The sequence below is a fragment of the Bradyrhizobium glycinis genome (genome assembly GCF_016031655.1).
In the GTDB taxonomy this organism is placed as follows: domain Bacteria; phylum Pseudomonadota; class Alphaproteobacteria; order Rhizobiales; family Xanthobacteraceae; genus Bradyrhizobium; species Bradyrhizobium glycinis.
The window spans coordinates 175,682-191,807 of record NZ_JACCHQ010000014.1 but is presented as its reverse complement, the minus strand read 5'-3'; the positions used below and the strand labels follow the sequence as shown (position 1 = coordinate 191,807).

The following is a 16,126-nucleotide window of genomic DNA, read 5'->3' as shown; positions in this document are numbered from 1 at the left end:
GGGCAGCTGGCGCGCCTGCCGCCGCCAGGTGAACACTTGTTGGGGTGTCAGCCCGTGTCGGCGGGCAACGTCGGAAACGACCGCGCCTGGGACCAGCGTCTCCTCGACAATCCGGACCTTGTCGTCCTTGGAGAACCAACGGCGTCGTCCGGTCTCTGTGATCACCTCCAACCGGCCCGTTGCCACATCCGACTTAAGCGTATGGTCAAGCATAGACACGAGCCGATCCCTTCAAAGAGATCGTGAACCTCGCTTATCCTTCACGCCACGAGAAGGTGGGATCAAAACGACGCTTACGACTGATCTGAAGCGCTTCTGCGATCGAACCAACCGTCTCGCCAGCGTCAGCCCTCGCCAGGCAAGTCGCGAAGGTCTCCCGAAATGGGGTCGCGTCATCTATGCTGGCCCCGTTCTTCAGCATGGAGTTTGAAACAGAAATCCTGCCCGCTGGGAATCCCGATTCAGGTAAAAGACAACATGCACTAACCTACGATGGTTCGCGCTCGGTCCTCAATCGAGCCGTCGTGTGTAGCGCGTGCCCATCTTGTATTTCGACGCCTCTCAAATCTGTCTTTTGAGCGCCGTGCTGCCGAATGCATACCTTTTTGGTACATCCTGCTTGAGATCATCTCGGGATTTGCGAAATCGGATTTGCTCACGGCCAAGTAGAATTGAAGCGCAGTTTTACAAGGATCTGACGTTGTTTCATCGACCGCGTGAGCGGTTGAGCGAAAGTGCCGACCTCATTCAGTCAGTGTGCGGCCGATGGAAGAGAAGGATGCGGCCTCCCGGCAGGCTTTCCGCCGTGTAGGGCTGACCGTGGATCCGAAAACGGGTCATCGGGACATCTTGGTTCGGCAGAAGACGCAGGTGTTGCAGCATGTCAATGACGACAGGTGAAGCCTCTCGGGGGCCGTGTCTCCAAGAGTCGCCAAACAACTCGCCGAGCTCAGGCACTTGCGGGGGCGGCTGATGGCCTGATGCAAGTGCGACAGACGGCACGGAACCACCAGGCGCCAGCGCCGAAGGAGCGTCCTCGCGCATTTCGACAGGGGCCGGCGAGTCAAACATGGGCGCAAGACCGCGGTAGATGTTTGAAGAAGCTCTCAGCGCCGCGGGGGCGGCTTCATCCAGCAAGGTGGGCCGCGGGTGATGAACGAGTTGAACGTCGTTGGGTCCTCTTGGTCCCAACATGGCTGTGTAGCGTTCGCCCCCAATCTCGTAGTTCATGACTGGATGTTCCGCAACAGGCAAGAAGTCCCACTTGCCCAAGATGGACAGCATCATATCGGGCGCGAGCTGGGTACGATGGGAAAAATCCTTCGAAGCGGCGAACGTAACATCAAACGTATCGCCGACAGCGGGAGACCGCAGATGGATGAGCTGAACATCATTACGCCCTCCCGGTCCCAACACGGCCGCATAGCGTTCACCGCGAATCTGGTAGGTCTTCACCCACTGTTCTACGTCTGGCAAGAGGCCCCAGCGGCCCAGCTTGGAACGCATCATATCCGGCGCAGGCTGGCTTCCGTGGTAGAAGTCCTCGGGAACGGAGAAAGACGCATCAAAGCTGTCGCTGGCCGCGGGGGACGTCTGCTCGAGCGTGGCCTGGGCGGCAGCGCCTTGGTTCATCATCGGTCTAAAATATTCCTCAGAGACGGAGCTCTGCGGCCGCGAGGTCGACTGCCAGGTTGTGGCATCGACAGGCTGTTTCGGTCGCAACACTTTGCATCGGCAAGTGAACTGTTGAACTCATCCTCGGCCGAGGCACTGGTGTATCGAGGAGCGTCGCTGGCTCGAGGCTCTGGCGATCCGCGGCATCGAAAAGCTCTTCCTGAGCAAAACGTTGCACGGGCGATGAAGTCGTTGAATGCATTCCCTGCCAAAGCACGGGTGCATCGAAGCTGAGAGCTGGTAGCTTGCCGCTCTGCTCCGCAGCGTCGAAAAGCACGTCCTGAGCTACACTCTGTATCGGAGAGTGAGCGGCTAAACGCGGTACGTGCCAAACCTCCAGAGTACTAGAACCGTCAGCCGCCAACGAGGTGTCGCGCTCCGTATCATCCCCCGAGCGCTGCTCATCGACCAGCCGCATGGGCTGACTGGTGGGCGGCCGAATGGCCTGGCGCGAGTTGCCTCCTTGTGCGCCCAAATTGCTCTGCTCGGTGATCGCGCGATAGTCGCGGAGGCGGTCCAAGGCGAAGAAGAGCATCCTGTCATTCGGAAATAACCTGCCCGCGTGGCCAAGCAGTGTATCGTCACTGAGCTCGGCAAGGGACAATGGTCGGAGCGCTGCGGCCAACTTCCGCAGACTGCTCGCATAGCTCAACACCGTGTTCGCTCCGAGCCATCGGCCGAAACTTGCCGCGGCGGCCTCCTGATGAAGCGTTCATCGTCCCTGGAAGGTCGATAATGTGTTGAGGTGGTGCGAGGGTCGGCGCTAGGCTCGCGGTACCGGCTGACCATCGACAACGCTGGGCGGATGACTTTGTCCTTTGGCATCAGCCTCCCGGCATACCGCAGCAACGTATCATCATCGAGGCCAGAAATCGATTTGCCAGACTGCTTCAGCGCCTCAGCGAATTTGCGAAGCGACGATCATAAATTTCGATGGTGGTCGCATTCGGCGGTGGCCCTCGCTCGAGGGCAGCGCCGCTCGCTGTCTGGATGAGGCGATCGTCTTCCTCAGTGACATCATGGGCCGCCGCGTGAGGATCTACGGGACCCGCCTCTCGCGCGCCTGCGAGGTGCTGCTCAAACCTAGCGTGCGGCTGTTGCGGTTCTTCCACAGTGATATCGGGCATCGTTGAATCATGATCAGCCGGGTTGATGGTGTTGAATCGGTCCATGGTCAACTCCGCTGGCATCGCCCTCTCATTATTTCGCTACTCACGTTAGCTTTCCAAAACCTGACGTAACCCCCCCTTCAGTACAATGACGAGAGAGCTCTCTCTGGCTCATGCCAGGTAGCTGGATTAGGCGATGCGAGGAGGGGGCGTAAAGGCAGTGCAGATAGCGGCCGTCCCATGGCCATGCACGCGAGCAGCTAGCGCAGGTCGGGGTAGGTCAGGACGGATCGATCGATTTCAGCATGTGCCGAACGACCTCCTGATTGATCGCCTACGTTTGTCTCTGTCGCTCGAACTCTTCATCAAACACGCGGGAGAACACTCCCAATTGTTGTTCATCGTGTAAAAAAAAGCCCGGCCATCGATGCGATGGCCGGGCCGAAGTCAGACATCGGCAGAGGGAGAGAGCTGCCGACGGTTATTTGCGGCGTAACGTCTACCGCAAATTCTAATTGCGAAAGCTGATGGACAGCATCCACTCGGTTGAAGAAGTACCTGCTGCCGCATGCGAGCGCTTGGAGCCACTTCATACGATCCTGCAGGCGGGGATTGGCACTTGCATCCGCCTCCACTCTACACACATCGACCGAATTTGTACCGTCGTCTCACAGATGTCAGAAAACAGCGAGCCGGTCCTACTTGGCGAGTATCCTCGTCAGCTACTCGAATAGTACAACTTGACGCTACGTCCGGTTCAAGGCCGGTCGTGTCCCCGGTGATCGTAGCTAGGTAGAGCAAAGCCGCTTGCACGCGCGCCCCCACACAGCGCCGTAACGGGCGGGCCGCTTGCGGTGGTCATCGATGATTCGTCGGTAGGGTCGGGTTGCTGACAACAACCTATTCGAGGAGCCACCGATGACCGACGGATGATGAACCTGCGCACGCTCGTGGAAAAGACCCCGATGCCGCTCTGTTGCGCGAGATGGACGGCTTTGCGGCCCAGCCCTGATGGAGCTGGATACCATTTCTTCCAAGGTTTGCTGCTTTCGACCTCCGGCAATCGTTGATGCCATGATGCTGGACAGCGATGCAGTGATCACGGCATCAGATGCGGGATTGTCGGCTGCAACGCATAGAGGCGATCATCAAGCAGCCCGCCGTCCAGCGCGGCGGATCAAAGCGCGCTCATACTGCGCGGGGCTCGCCAAACTCCTGGAATAGGAGTTCGCCCCAGGGCGTCGTGGTGTCCAGGTTCTCGGTCAGTGAGCGGAACGCCACCCGATTATCCTTCGGGGTCACGATGGCGGCAAGGTACGACAGGGAGCGGCCCAGCCGGTCCGGTCGAGTTTCCACACGACAGCACGTCGCGGGCCGGACGAATTCGAGCACCGCGCCGAGCCGGTGAGGTCAGTCTTCGTGCCCAAGGCGGGATGCTCTGACAGCTGACACGTCACAACGCGACGGCGAACAGCGCATCGCGCTGCAAGTCTGTGCTGCGTCGATCAGAGTCCGGCGACACGCGCATTCAGACGACCAACATAGGCGGATATCCCAACGGAAACCTTCCGCGAGTTTCCCGCATAGTGTTGCGCCACCAGGTGTTTAGCTCAAGGGGTTACTACAAGATTCGGTAGATGGTTAAAGCCACATTGAGGCCCTAGGGTCCCCCCGCTTTCTCGCAGATCATCATCGACGAACAGTAGTGAACATAAGGGCCTGAAGCCGCTGCCCGGAGCACCTGCCGGTGACCTTGTGCCCGTCGATCGCTTAGAGAGAATGAAGCGCCACCATGTCTGAAGAAGCCTTGCCGACACTGCCGATGTGGCGCGTCCATCACATCGAGCCCTCGCCCGAAATGTTGGCTCTATGCACCAACGGTCCGATCCACCGAGTGCGCTTCCCCTCCGGGCACAAAGGCTGGTGGGTGACCGGCTACGACGAGGCCAAGACGGTGCTGTCCGACGCGGCGTTCCGGCCCGCTGGAATGCCGCCGGCCGCATTCACCCCGGATTCGGTTATTCTCGGTTCGCCGGGGTGGCTGGTCTCGCACGAGGGGGACGAGCATGCCCGGTTACGCGCGATCGTGGCGCCGGCGTTCAACAACGGCAAGATGAAGCAGCAGATCGAGGCAATCGCCGCACACTTGTTCGAGACGCTGGCGGCCCAGCCTCAGCCCGCCGACCTGCGGCGCCACCTTTCCTTTCCGCTTCCGGCCATGGTTATCAGCTCGATGATGGGCGTGCCCTACGAGGATCACGTCTTTTTCGCCGGGCTGTCCGACGAGGTGATGACCCACCAGCACGAGAGCGGCCCGCGCAGCGCCTCGCGCCTGGCCTGGGAAGCACTGCGCGCCTACATTGGTGGCAAGATACGGGACAAGCGCCAGGATCCGGGCGACAACCTGCTGACTGATCTGCTCGCGGCGGTCGACCGGGGCAAAGCGACCGAGGAAGAGGCGATCGGGCTGGCGGCGGGCATGCTGGTGGCGGGGCACGAGAGCACCGTCGCGCAAATCGAATTCGGCCTGCTGGCCATGTTCCGCCATCCGCAGCAGCGCGCACGTTTGGTCGGCGATCCATCCCTGGTGGACAAGGCGGTAGAGGAAATCCTGCGCATGTACCCGCCGGGCGCGGGCTGGGACGGCATCATGCGCTATCCGAGGTCCGACGCGACCATAGCGGGCGTGCATATTCCCGCGGAGAGCAAGGTGCTGATCGGCCTGCCGGCGACCTCGTTCGATCCGCGCCATTTCGACGACCCGGAAATCTTCGACATCGGACGCGACGCAAAGCCGCACCTGGCGTTCTCCTACGGGCCACACAGCTGCGTCGGCGGGGCGCTGGCCAGGCTTGAACTCAAGGTGGTGTTCGGTTCGATCTTCCAGCGCTTTCCCGCGCTGCGCCTGGCCGTGGCGCCCGAAGAACTGAAGTTGCGCAAGGAGATCATCACTGGCGGGTTCGAGGAGTTTCCGGTGCTCTGGTGATGCGCGGGCGCATCGGGATCGCGATCTTCGCCGCAATTTCCGCCGTGCCTAACGCACGCCAGGCAGATCAGCTAGCCAATAGAGAAACAAGATGGACGCGCAAGAAACCACGGCAACATGCCGGGACGCCTTCGCCGAACTGGCGTCGCCGACATGCATCCAAGACCCGTATCCGTTCATGCGGTGGTTGCGCGAGCACGATCCGGTGCATCGCGCGCCGTCGGGACCCTTTTTATTAAGCCGCCACGCCGATATCTGCTGGGTGCTCGAGGCCACGGGCGATGCATTTCGGGGACCGGCGCCGGGCGAACTGGCGCGCGATTTCCCGCGTGCGGCGACCAGCCTCTCGCTCAATCTGCTGGCTTCCACGCTGGCGATGAAGGATCCGCCGACACATACGCGTCTGCGCCGGCTGATCTCGCGCGATTTCACCATACGCCAGATCGACAACTTGCGGCCGGGAATCGCGCGCATCGTCGCAGCGCGCCTGGACGGCATGGCGCCGGCGCTGGAGCGCGGTGAGGCGGTGGACCTGCATCGGCAATTCGCGCTTCCCTTGCCCGTGCTGGTGTTCGCCGAACTGTTCGGCATACCCCAGGAGGACATGTTCGGCCTCGCCACCGGCATCGGCGCCATTCTGGAAGGCCTGAGCCCGCAGGCCAGCGATGCTCGCCTTGCTGTTGCGGATGCAACGAGCGCCAGCGTAAAGGCCTACTTCGGCGACCTCATACAGCGCAAGCGCACCGATCCCCGCCCCGACATCGTTACGATGCTGGTCGGCGCACACGACGACGATGCCGACACGCTGTCGGATACAGAGTTGATCAGCATGCTGTGGGGCATGCTTCTGGGCGGCTTCGCCACCACGGCTGCGGCGATCGACCATGCGGTCCTGGCGATGCTGGCGTATCCCGAACAGCTGCACTGGTTGCAGGGAGACGCCGTGGGGGTGAAGGCATTCGTCGAAGAAGTCCTTCGCTGCGAAGCGCCCGCAATGTTCAGCTCCATTCCGCGTATCGCCCAGCGCGACATCGAACTGGCCGGCGTGGTGATCCCGAAGAACGCGGACGTGCGCGTGCTGATCGCTTCCGGCAATCGGGACCCTGAGGCCTTCCCCGATCCCGACCGTTTCGAACCCGCGCGGTTCTATGGCACCAGTCCTGGCATGTCGACCGACGAGAAGATCATGCTGAGCTTCGGCCACGGCATCCACTTCTGCCTCGGTGCGCAACTGGCCCGGGTGCAGTTGGCCGAGAGCGTGCCGCGGATCCAGGAGCGCTTCCCCACACTGGCATTGGCCGAGCAGCCGACCAGGGAGCCCTCCGCGTTCCTTAGGACGTTCCGCGCGCTGCCGGTGCGGCTGCATGCGAAGGGGGGCTGAGATGCACGTGGTGGTCGACCAGGATCTGTGCGGAACCACCGGGCAGTGCGTGCTGACGCTGCCAGGCACCTTTCGCCAGCGCGAGCCGGACGGCGTCGCCGAAGTGTGCGTGGCGAGGGTCCCGCCTGCGCTTCACGCCGCCGTGCGGCTCGCGGCCAGCCAGTGCCCGGTCGCCGCCATTCAGGTCATCGAAAGCGACGCTGGCGATGACGAGCGCGCCAGCGCCGAGCTTGCGCCTTCTCCGGCGGAGGCCGAGCGGCATGCCGCGAACGATCAACGCAATCCAGGAGGACACGATGGGACGGTTTGAAGGCAAGGTGGCCGTGGTGACCGGCGCCGGCGCCGGGATCGGCAAGGCATGCGCCCTCGCCATCGCGCGCGAGGGCGGCAGAGTGGTGGTGGCCGACATTGATGGACCGGCGGCCACCGCCTGCACCGCGCAGATCGCGGCCGAAGCGGGCCACGCGCTTGCAATGGCCACAGACATCGCCGATGCGCAGGCGGTGGCAGTGCTGTTCGAGACGGCCGAACGGCGCTTCGGTGGGGTCGACCTGCTGGTGAACAACGCTAGCGCCATGCATCTGACCCCGCGCGACCGCGCGATCCTCGACCTGGATCTGGCGGTCTGGGATCAGATCATGGCGACCAATCTGCGCGGCACGCTGCTCTGCTGCCGGCAGGGCATCCCACGGATGATCGCCCGCGGCGGTGGCGCAATCGTCAACATGTCGTCGTGCCAAGGGCTCAGCGGCGACACCGCGCAGACGTCCTACGCCGCGTCGAAAGCGGGGATGAACATGCTGTCAGCCTCACTCGCCACCCAGTGCGGTCGTGCGCAGATCCGCTGCAACGCGGTTGCGCCGGGTCTCATCATGACCGAGCGTCTCCTCGCCAAGCTGGACGAGCGCATGCAACGACATCTGCGACGGCACCAGCTCCTGCCGCGCGTCGGCCGCCCCGAGGACGTGGCTGCGTTGGTGGCGTTCCTGCTCTCCGATGATGCTGCGTTCATCACCGGCCAAGTCGTGTGCATCGACGGCGGCATGCTGGCTCATGTGCCGACGTATGCCGACGGCGGCAACAGCCCCGCCGCGTGGCCTAGCGGCGACACCGTGGAGGCGGCAGCGGCGCCGCGCTGCTGATGGACATGCTGCTCAACCCGCTGGACCGGCGACACCGGCTGCGGTCCGACATCCCGGTCGTGCCCGGCGCTTTCCCCTTGGTCGGGCATCTTCCCGCCATCGTCTGCGACCTGCCGCGCCTCCTGCAGCGTGCGGAACGGACGCTGGGCAGCCACTTCTGGCTGGATTTCGGTCCTGCCGGACACCTGATGACCTGTCTGGATCCGGATGCGTTCGCAGTGCTCCGCCACAAGGACGTGTCCTCGTCGCTGATCGAAGGGATCGCGCCCGAATTGTTTGCTGGAACGTTGGTCGTCCAGGACGGCGGCGCGCACCGGAAGGCGCGCGATGCGATCAAGGCGGCGTTTCTGCCCAAGGGGCTGAGCCAGGCCGGCATCGGCGATCTGTTCGCGCCCATCATCCTGGCGCGGGTGCAGGCGTGGCGCGACCGCGGCGAGGTCACCATCCTGCGCGAAACCGGCGACCTGACGCTCAAACTCATCTTCAGCCTCATGGGCATACCAGCGCAGGACCTGCCGGGATGGCATCGCAAGTACCGGCAATTGCTACAGTTGATCGTCGCGCCCCCAATCGACCTGCCTGGACTGCCCTTGCGGCGCGGCCGCGCCGCCCGCGACTGGATCGACGCGCAGTTGCGCCAATTCGTCCGCGACGCGCGCGCGCATGGCGCGCGCACCGGCTTAATCGCCGACATGGTGAGCGCTTTCGATCGCGCCGACGATGCACTCTCCGATGATGTCCTGATCGCCAATATCCGCTTGCTGCTGCTCGGCGGTCACGACACCACCGCCTCGACGATGGCCTGGATGGTGATCGAGCTAGCGCGGCAGCCGATGCTGTGGGACGCTCTGGTCGAGGAGGCGCAACGGGTGGGCGCTGTGCCGACCCGGCACGCGGACCTGACGCGGTGCCCGGTCGCCGAGGCGCTGTTCCGCGAGACGCTGCGCGTGCATCCCGCAACCACGGTCCTGCCGCGTCGCGCGCTGCAGGAATTGCAACTCGGCCAACGGCGCATTCCCGCGGGCACCCCCTTGTGCATTCCCTTGCTGCATTTCTCGACCTCGGCGCTGCTGCACGAGGCGCCTGATCAGTTTCGGCTGGCGCGGTGGCTGCAACGCACCGAGCCGATCCGGCCGGTGGATATGCTGCAGTTCGGTACCGGCCCTCACGTCTGCATGGGCTATCACCTGGCATGGCTGGAACTGGTGCAGTTCTGTATCGCCTTGGCGCTGACTATGCACGAGACCGGAGTGCGGCCTCGGTTGCTGAGCGGCGCTGAAAAAGGCCAAAGCTATTTCCCGACCGCACATCCGTCCATGACAATCCGCATCTCATTCTCATGAGCTGGCATTGCATGACTTGTATGGCGAGGCAACGGCGCTGGCGAGGCGGGGCATTGCCGCACCCGGCTCGCGCGCTCCGTGCGACGACGGCAACACCGCAGCGGCTCGCCGCTCGCCTTAGCCGTCTGCTGTCAGTTACAAGGACGTGAACATCATGCAGAGAGGCTCGACGGGAGACGACGACCAAATTGGCGTTTCCGCCCTCTGCGGATCGGGCCCGCAGCCGCGCGGCGCATCCGGCAGGCTGCTGCCGGAGATCTGGATGCAGAACGGCGCACAGCGAGTCGAACAGGCCTTGGCGCGTCTTCTTTGCGCCGAAGACGACGGTGATACTGGGTTGATGGCGGCGATGCGCTACGCCACCTTGCATGGCGGCAAGCGCACCCGCGCCTTGCTCTGCTTGGCCGCCGGCGCACTGGCCGAAACGCCTTCGCACATGCTCGACGACGTCGGCGCCGCCATCGAGATGATGCACGCCTGTACCTTAGTCCACGACGACCTGCCCGCGATGGACGACGACGTGCTTCGCCGCGGCTTTCCGACCGTGCACGTCAAGTTCGGCGAAGCCACTGCGATCCTGGTCGGTGATGCGCTGCAGGCGCACGCCTTCCTGACCCTGGCGAGCCTGGATGCGCCGGGCGACAACCGTATCGCGCTCGTGCGCGCACTGGCGCAGGCGGTATCGGCCGAGGGTGCCGCAGGCGGGCAGGCGATGGATCTGTCGCTGGTTGGAAAGCACGTCGAGCTGGACAGGATCCTGGCGATGCACCGGATGAAGAGCGGAGCGCTAGTGCGCGCGTCGGTTCGGATGGGCGCGCTATGCACCATCGCCGAGGACGCCGCGCACGCTGCACTCTACTGTACGCTCGATCGCTACAGCGCCTGTTTCGGCCTAGCGTTGCAGGTGATCGACGACATTCTCGACGTGACAGCGGATACCGCGACGCTGGGCAAGACCCCCGGCAAGGACGCAATGGGGCAGAAGCCAACCTGCGCGTCGATGATGGGACTGCAGGCAGCACGCCAGTTCGCGCTGGATCTGTTGCGCGATGCCGGGGAGGCCATCGCGCCCCTGGGGCAGCGTGCGGAAAGGTTGGCGCAACTCCTGCAGCGGGCCAACGCGTATCTGTTCAAGCACGCGCCCTGCGCATGAGCGTGCCCGTCCGCCATGGCGTCCCGTCCCTGTGCCGCTGCGATCGGCCGGCGGCAGCGGTGCATGCTGCACTGTGTCCGAGTCCGCGATTGCAGGCGGTTGCCCGCCGCGGCGCGCTGCGCGCAAGCCTTATGCGGCGGACCGGCAGCATCGGGGCGCGTCGCCGCGCCGGAGCAGGGGGGCCGTCCGGCACTGCAGCTGCGACGGGCCTGCGGCGACATGCGCGGCGTCTGCCCGATCCCGGTTCTCGTCAACCGTCTGCAAAAGGAACATCCCGCGTGAACGCGCTGTCCGAACAGATTCTTTCCGAATTGCGCGGCCTGTTGAGCCAGATGAGCGATGGCGGCAGCGTCGGTCCGTCCGTCTACGACACGGCGCGAGCCCTGCAGTTCCACGGCAACGACCCCGAACGGCAGGACGCATACGCGTGGCTCATCGCGCAGCAACAGGCCGATGGCGGATGGGGAAGCACGGACTTCCCGCTATTCCGCCATGTGCCCACCTGGGCGGTGTTGCTAGCATTGCAGCGTGCTGGTCCTATTCCTGGCGCTGCCGACGCAGTCCGGTCTGCAACCCGGTTCCTCCAGCGCCAGCCCGATCCTTACGCGCATACGGTGCCGGAAGACGCACCAATCGGCGCGGAGCTGATTCTGCCGCAGCTTTGCGGTGATGCCGCATCCTTGCTGGGCGGCATGGCGTTTCCACGCCATCCGGCGCTGTTGCCGTTGCGGCAAGCGTGCCTGGTCAAGCTCGGGGCGATGGAGGCGTTGCCGAGCGGCCATCCGTTGCTGCACTCCTGGGAAGCATGGGGGACGTCTCCGACCACCGCATGCCCGGATGACCACGGCAGCATCGGCATCAGTCCGGCGGCCACCGCCGCGTGGCGTGCGCACGCCGTGACGCGGGGGAGCACACCGCAGGTCGGACGCGCTGAGGCCTATCTGCAGGCGGCATCGCGGGCGACGCGCAGCCGCATCGAAGGTGTCGTTCCCAACGTCTGGCCGATCAATGTGTTCGAGCCATGCTGGTCGTTGTACACCCTGCATCTTGCCGGGCTGTTCGCACATCCCGCGCTCGCCGAGGCGGTGGGCGGGATCGTCGCGCAGCTCGACGCGCGCCTGGGCATGCGCGGTCTGGGCCCGGCCTTGCACTTTGCGGCCGACGCGGACGACACCGCCGTCGCGATGTGCGTGCTGCGCCTTGCAGGCCGCGACCCGGCGGTCGATGCGTTGCGCCATTTCGAAGTTGGCGAGCTGTTCGTCACCTTCCCTGGCGAGCGCAATGCGTCGGTGTCGACCAACATCCATGCCCTGCATGCGTTGCGACTGTTGGGAAAGCCTGCCGTCGGCACCAGCGCCTACGTCGAGGCCAATCGCAACCCGCACGGTCTCTGGGACAACGAAAAATGGCACGTTTCGTGGCTGTATCCCACCGCGCACGCGGTCGCTGCGCTGGCGCAAGGTGAGTCCCATTGGCGCGACGAGCGCGCGCTCGCGGCGCTGCTGCACGCGCAGCGCGACGACGGCGGCTGGGGCGCAGGTCGTGCGTCCACATTCGAGGAAACCGCCTATGCGCTGTTCGCGTTGCACGTGATAGACGGGAGCGAAGACCTGACCGGGCGGCGGCGCATCGCGCAGGCGGTGGCGCGTGCGCTGGGGTGGATGCTCGCCCGCTATGCGGCGCATGCCTTGCCGCAGACGCCACTGTGGATCGGCAAGGAACTGTATTGCCCCACCCGGGTCGTGCGCGTGGCCGAACTCGCCGGGTTGTGGCTGGCGTTTCGTTGGGGGCGGCGCGTCCTGGCCGAGCAAGCAGGACTTGCATCATGATCCAAACCGAACGCGCGCTGCAGCACGTCTTGGAGTGGGGGCGTTCCCTGACCGGATTCGTCGACGAGCACGCTGTGGAAGCGGTCAGGGGCGGCCACTACATCCTGCAGCGCATCCATCCCAGCCTGCGCGACACCGGCGCCCGCACCGGTCGCGATTCGCAGGACGAAACGCTGATCGTAGCGTTCTATCGCGAGCTGGCGCTACTGTTCTGGCTCGACGATTGCAACGACCTTGGCCTAATCGCGCCGGAGCAGCTCGCCGCGGTCGAGCTGGCACTAGGGCAGGGCGTGGCTTGCGCGCTCCCCGGATTCGAAGGTTGCGCTGTGCTGCGCGCTTCGCTGGCCGCGCTCGCCTACGATCGTCGCGACTATGCTGAGCTTCTCGACGACACCCGGCGCTACTGCGCGGCGCTGCGCGCCGGGCACGCGCAGGCGGCAGGGGCGGAACGCTGGTCCTACGCCGAGTACCTGCACAACGGCATCGATTCGATCGCTTACGCGAACGTGTTCTCTTGCCTGTCGTTGCTGTGGGGGCTGGACATGGCGACCTTGCGCGCACGTCCGGCGTTTCGCCAGGTCCTGCGGCTCATCTCCGCAATTGGGCGCCTGCAGAATGATCTGCATGGACGCGACAAGGATGAGACGGCCGGCGAGGCCGACAATGCGGCGATCCTCCTGTTGCAGCGTTATCCGGCAATGCCTGTGGTGGAGTTCCTCAATGACGAACTGGCCGGTCATACGCGCATGCTGCACCGGGTGATGGCGGAAGAAGGCTTTCCCGCGCCGTGGGGATCGTTGATCGAGGCCATGGAGGGCATCCGCGCGCAGTACTATCAGACCTCGAACAGCCGCTACCGCCGCAACGCCGCCGAGAGGCAAGCGTAAGCCGGCCTGAACGCGCGGGAGTCCGCGGCATGCGCGCGCTGCCGTAGGTCCTATCCGACCAACGCCGTCGCCCGATGCGACGACTGAGGCCGGCGCAAGGAGGACTATATTGACCTCGTGCTACATCGCCGAACGACGCCGGGCACGTCATCCCCCGGTCAGCTTATCGTCAGGCGCTTCGCGTATCGTTCGCAACCGGATCAGAAGCGGCACGTGACGAAAGAAAACATGAGGCGCCATGGATAATCGAATCAGTAACCCATCCCAATACTCCAGCCTAGGCTACGAACCGAGTCAGTCAGGAGACAGCGACGGCTTTGCGGAAACGCTGGCGAATCTCGCGCTGCGGAGGAGCCCCTCAGTGCTTGACAGGATGGGATGCTGCGTTAGCACGCCACATACCTCGGATCCAGACAACCCCGGTGCATCCTCTGCAGCGAGGCCAAGCCGCCCCTTGTTCGAATACCGTACAGGCGAATTGGAGCAGGCGAATGTAGACGGAATCTGCCTTGGGTTGACTGGCGAGTGGCTTGGTAATCTCCGTTACAGTCCGAGATCCCGGATAAATGCGCTAAGACCCGGATCGCAAGGGCACAGCGACGCGGCTGACCGGCAGCAGCAGTATGCGGACCTCCGGGCTGACTTGCGAAGCGAAGGTGTGAAATCGGCCACCCTGCAGGCAATAAATGCAGTATTGCGGGAAATCGGTTTGAATCCAGCCGGAAAGGAGAAGGAATATAGGTTCGATGACCCTACAAGCATCTCGCGCATGTTCGAAAAAATCACCGCTGACGGGTCGAGGCATATCCTTAGCTTACGTTTCGCCGAAGGTGGCCGACACTCAGTTGCAACGGCGGCGTCGGATGGAACGACCACGCTGTTCGATCCAAACTATGGAGAATTTAATGTGCGATCAGGCGAGATAGACGAATTATTCTACAGCCTCGCCGATCGTTACAGGGACCCCAACCGACTGCATCTCTCGACGATCTCTACCCAAAAGATACGGTGAGCAAGGCCTTGGCACTCGCCGATTGGCTCCTTCTTCGCGAAGGTGTCTTCGACAATCTTTATCAAGTAGGGTAGGGCAAGCGCCCAAATATCCAAAGCGGGTAAATTCAATAGCCGCGATTAAGTCTACGTTGAACTCGCCGATCTCGCTGCCGGCGAGTCCAACGGGGTGCGCAGCCGCCTCCGGCCAAGGTCGAGCTCGCTACCGAAGTAGAAAAGGTCGCCATCAACGATATGTCGTGGGATCAGCAGGCCGCGCGCTCGCAAAGCATCTCCGATAGCCCGGCAATGTCCACCAACCATCTCTGCATGCAGGCTCCGGCTGGACACCAGGCGTCGGCGACGTTCTAATGGAAAGCTGGCGCCATACGCGACTGCAGCAAGCACGGCTGGATGCAGAACAGCGCCGATCCGCACGCTCGCGAGCGGCCTTCAAGGCCGCTCGCCAGGATCCGCCGTCGCCGTACTTCTTGGACAATGACGCTGTGCCGGAACCCAGGATGCATCGGCTCCTTCGAGCACCGGGAGTTGGCGCCACGTTGCAACGTTGGGCGAACCCACCGGCGATCGCGGAATGGCAGATCTGTCGCGCTTATCTCGACACGGTCGAAGCGGCGATCTCACTGCTCGTCCGAAATCATTCTTCGGGCTTCTGCTTTCATCTCGATCGACGCCCGACCGCTACTCTTGATGCGCACGACCAGAAGAGCGACGACACGACCCAAACCGTGGTCCGTCGAATCCCGGAACTCGCTTACGCAAAAGCATGGTGCCTCTAGAGTAAGGCGCAGCTTAATTCGCGCATCGGCTAGTTCTTGCCTGCGCACCCCATGTATCGATTCAGCCGCATTCGTTCTGCAGTAAAAACCCGGGGCGGAGGCTTCAACTCGCTAAGACCTGCTCGACTACCTCAATCTCGCTCAGAACGCTCGCAAGAGCTTGCCGGATTGAGACCAGATACTGCCTATAGGTTAACCAACAGCTTGCGTCGATGCGCCAGAACAGCACTTAGAGCACGACGATCCCTGACTTTGACGTGTCCCGCTACAATCAATTTGATCGCTGTGGAAATGCTGCGCGAGCTTGGCTCGCCAGGGGGCATTCGCCAACGACTCTATTTCGACCAGCATTCTTCGCGTTGTACAGCGATGCGTCTGCACGGGCTAAACGTCTGCGGGCGCATCATTTGCCCCGAAGCTTGCGCGCCTCCCGCGGAGACCGTGACCCGCGACTCCTCGGACATCTGAATTCCAAGCCGAATCCGCTACCGCCACCCGCATCCCATCTAAAGCCAAGCTGGCTTTGTCTTCGAGATACCTGACATCACCACAAAGGAATTCTTCACCCCCATAGCGTCCAAGCTTGTCTATCAAACGCTTGCTGGCGGACGTTGTGGTTACAAATCCCCAGGACTTCGTCATCGGTTGGATGGCCGTACTCGTGGCAACGCAACGCCCACATTAGTTCGTTGTGGTTGTGTCGCTAAAGGACAAATTTCAATCTGGGCTAATTGCGGAGAGGTCTGGTTGACGAGTCCTTCCAGCGGATCGTTCAAACGTCGAAAGTCACAATACCATAGATACTGCTCCGTGGTAACAGAGATTGCCGCGT

The 16,126-nt window shown here is 63.2% G+C and carries 14 protein-coding genes and 1 pseudogene; 10 read left to right on the top strand and 5 right to left on the bottom strand.

What is annotated here, in order from left to right; genetic code table 11:
* From HZZ16_RS21105 to HZZ16_RS38300, 5 genes are all read right to left on the bottom strand, one after another.
* Nucleotides 1–213: transposase (locus HZZ16_RS21105; protein WP_197951284.1), on the bottom strand; the 213-nt coding region annotated here is incomplete at its 3' end.
* A gap of 534 nt (nucleotides 214–747) precedes the next feature.
* Nucleotides 748–1,635 (bottom strand): hypothetical protein, encoded by an 888-nt coding sequence (locus tag HZZ16_RS37275; protein ID WP_246510285.1) that lies wholly within the window; start codon nucleotides 1,633–1,635, stop codon nucleotides 748–750.
* 16 nt (nucleotides 1,636–1,651) lie between these two features.
* Nucleotides 1,652–2,209, bottom strand: a complete 558-nt coding sequence (locus HZZ16_RS37270) for a hypothetical protein (protein WP_246510284.1) — start codon at nucleotides 2,207–2,209, stop codon at nucleotides 1,652–1,654.
* Between the two features lie 355 nt (nucleotides 2,210–2,564).
* Complete coding sequence (locus tag HZZ16_RS37265) at nucleotides 2,565–2,846, bottom strand: hypothetical protein (RefSeq protein WP_246510283.1); 282 nt, start codon at nucleotides 2,844–2,846, stop codon at nucleotides 2,565–2,567.
* A gap of 1,125 nt (nucleotides 2,847–3,971) precedes the next feature.
* Nucleotides 3,972–4,139 carry a recombinase family protein gene (locus HZZ16_RS38300; RefSeq protein WP_446479845.1) on the bottom strand — a complete coding sequence of 56 codons (168 nt, stop codon included), beginning with the start codon at nucleotides 4,137–4,139 and terminating at the stop codon, nucleotides 3,972–3,974.
* 436 nt (nucleotides 4,140–4,575) lie between these two features.
* Between HZZ16_RS38300 and HZZ16_RS21095 the strand changes: the two genes are divergently transcribed.
* The 10 genes and pseudogenes from HZZ16_RS21095 to HZZ16_RS21050 all read left to right on the top strand — a co-directional run bounded on the left by HZZ16_RS21095 (nucleotide 4,576) and on the right by HZZ16_RS21050 (nucleotide 15,294).
* Complete coding sequence (locus HZZ16_RS21095; RefSeq protein WP_197951282.1) at nucleotides 4,576–5,769, top strand: cytochrome P450; 1,194 nt, start codon at nucleotides 4,576–4,578, stop codon at nucleotides 5,767–5,769.
* Between the two features lie 91 nt (nucleotides 5,770–5,860).
* Entirely contained in the window at nucleotides 5,861–7,150 is a 1,290-nt protein-coding gene (locus HZZ16_RS21090; protein WP_197951280.1) for a cytochrome P450, read from the top strand.
* Nucleotide 7,151: 1 nt separating this feature from the next.
* Nucleotides 7,152–7,460: a ferredoxin gene (locus HZZ16_RS21085; protein WP_197951278.1), complete on the top strand. Its 309-nt coding sequence runs from the start codon at nucleotides 7,152–7,154 to the stop codon at nucleotides 7,458–7,460.
* Nucleotides 7,447–8,292, top strand: coding sequence for an SDR family oxidoreductase (locus tag HZZ16_RS21080; protein ID WP_197951276.1), 846 nt, complete (start codon nucleotides 7,447–7,449; stop codon nucleotides 8,290–8,292). Before HZZ16_RS21085 ends, HZZ16_RS21080 begins: the two co-directional genes overlap by 14 nt.
* On the top strand, nucleotides 8,292–9,635 hold the full coding sequence (locus HZZ16_RS21075) for a cytochrome P450 (protein ID WP_197951274.1): 1,344 nt from the start codon (nucleotides 8,292–8,294) through the stop codon (nucleotides 9,633–9,635). The genes HZZ16_RS21080 and HZZ16_RS21075 overlap by 1 nt, the downstream gene beginning before the upstream one ends.
* A 154-nt stretch (nucleotides 9,636–9,789) precedes the next feature.
* Nucleotides 9,790–10,788 carry a polyprenyl synthetase family protein gene (locus HZZ16_RS21070; protein WP_197951296.1) on the top strand — a complete coding sequence of 333 codons (999 nt, stop codon included), beginning with the start codon at nucleotides 9,790–9,792 and terminating at the stop codon, nucleotides 10,786–10,788.
* 278 nt (nucleotides 10,789–11,066) lie between these two features.
* A complete protein-coding gene (locus HZZ16_RS21065) occupies nucleotides 11,067–12,617 on the top strand; it encodes a hypothetical protein (protein WP_197951271.1) in 1,551 nt (516 codons plus the stop codon).
* Nucleotides 12,614–13,514, top strand: a pseudogene (locus HZZ16_RS21060) (terpene synthase family protein). Before HZZ16_RS21065 ends, HZZ16_RS21060 begins: the two are co-directional and overlap by 4 nt.
* Before the next feature lie 228 nt (nucleotides 13,515–13,742).
* Nucleotides 13,743–14,516, top strand: coding sequence for a YopT-type cysteine protease domain-containing protein (locus HZZ16_RS21055; protein WP_197951267.1), 774 nt, complete (start codon nucleotides 13,743–13,745; stop codon nucleotides 14,514–14,516).
* 349 nt (nucleotides 14,517–14,865) lie between these two features.
* Nucleotides 14,866–15,294, top strand: coding sequence for a hypothetical protein (locus HZZ16_RS21050; RefSeq protein WP_197951265.1), 429 nt, complete (start codon nucleotides 14,866–14,868; stop codon nucleotides 15,292–15,294).
* Nucleotides 15,295–16,126: the final 832 nt, after the last annotated feature.

What these genes read in the sequence shown, in the direction of transcription:
- HZZ16_RS21085 (WP_197951278.1), top strand. Translation starts at nt 7,152, where the DNA reads ATGCACGTGGTGGTCGACCAGGATCTGTGCGGAACCACCGGGCAGTGC.
- HZZ16_RS21095 (WP_197951282.1), top strand. Translation starts at nt 4,576, where the DNA reads ATGTCTGAAGAAGCCTTGCCGACACTGCCGATGTGGCGCGTCCATCAC.
- HZZ16_RS37270 (WP_246510284.1), bottom strand. Translation starts at nt 2,209, where the DNA reads ATGCTCTTCTTCGCCTTGGACCGCCTCCGCGACTATCGCGCGATCACC.
- HZZ16_RS37265 (WP_246510283.1), bottom strand. Translation starts at nt 2,846, where the DNA reads ATGGACCGATTCAACACCATCAACCCGGCTGATCATGATTCAACGATG.
- HZZ16_RS21090 (WP_197951280.1), top strand. Translation starts at nt 5,861, where the DNA reads ATGGACGCGCAAGAAACCACGGCAACATGCCGGGACGCCTTCGCCGAA.
- HZZ16_RS21075 (WP_197951274.1), top strand. Translation starts at nt 8,292, where the DNA reads ATGGACATGCTGCTCAACCCGCTGGACCGGCGACACCGGCTGCGGTCC.
- HZZ16_RS21055 (WP_197951267.1), top strand. Translation starts at nt 13,743, where the DNA reads ATGGATAATCGAATCAGTAACCCATCCCAATACTCCAGCCTAGGCTAC.
- HZZ16_RS21050 (WP_197951265.1), top strand. Translation starts at nt 14,866, where the DNA reads ATGGAAAGCTGGCGCCATACGCGACTGCAGCAAGCACGGCTGGATGCA.
- HZZ16_RS21080 (WP_197951276.1), top strand. Translation starts at nt 7,447, where the DNA reads ATGGGACGGTTTGAAGGCAAGGTGGCCGTGGTGACCGGCGCCGGCGCC.
- HZZ16_RS37275 (WP_246510285.1), bottom strand. Translation starts at nt 1,635, where the DNA reads ATGATGAACCAAGGCGCTGCCGCCCAGGCCACGCTCGAGCAGACGTCC.
- HZZ16_RS21070 (WP_197951296.1), top strand. Translation starts at nt 9,790, where the DNA reads ATGCAGAGAGGCTCGACGGGAGACGACGACCAAATTGGCGTTTCCGCC.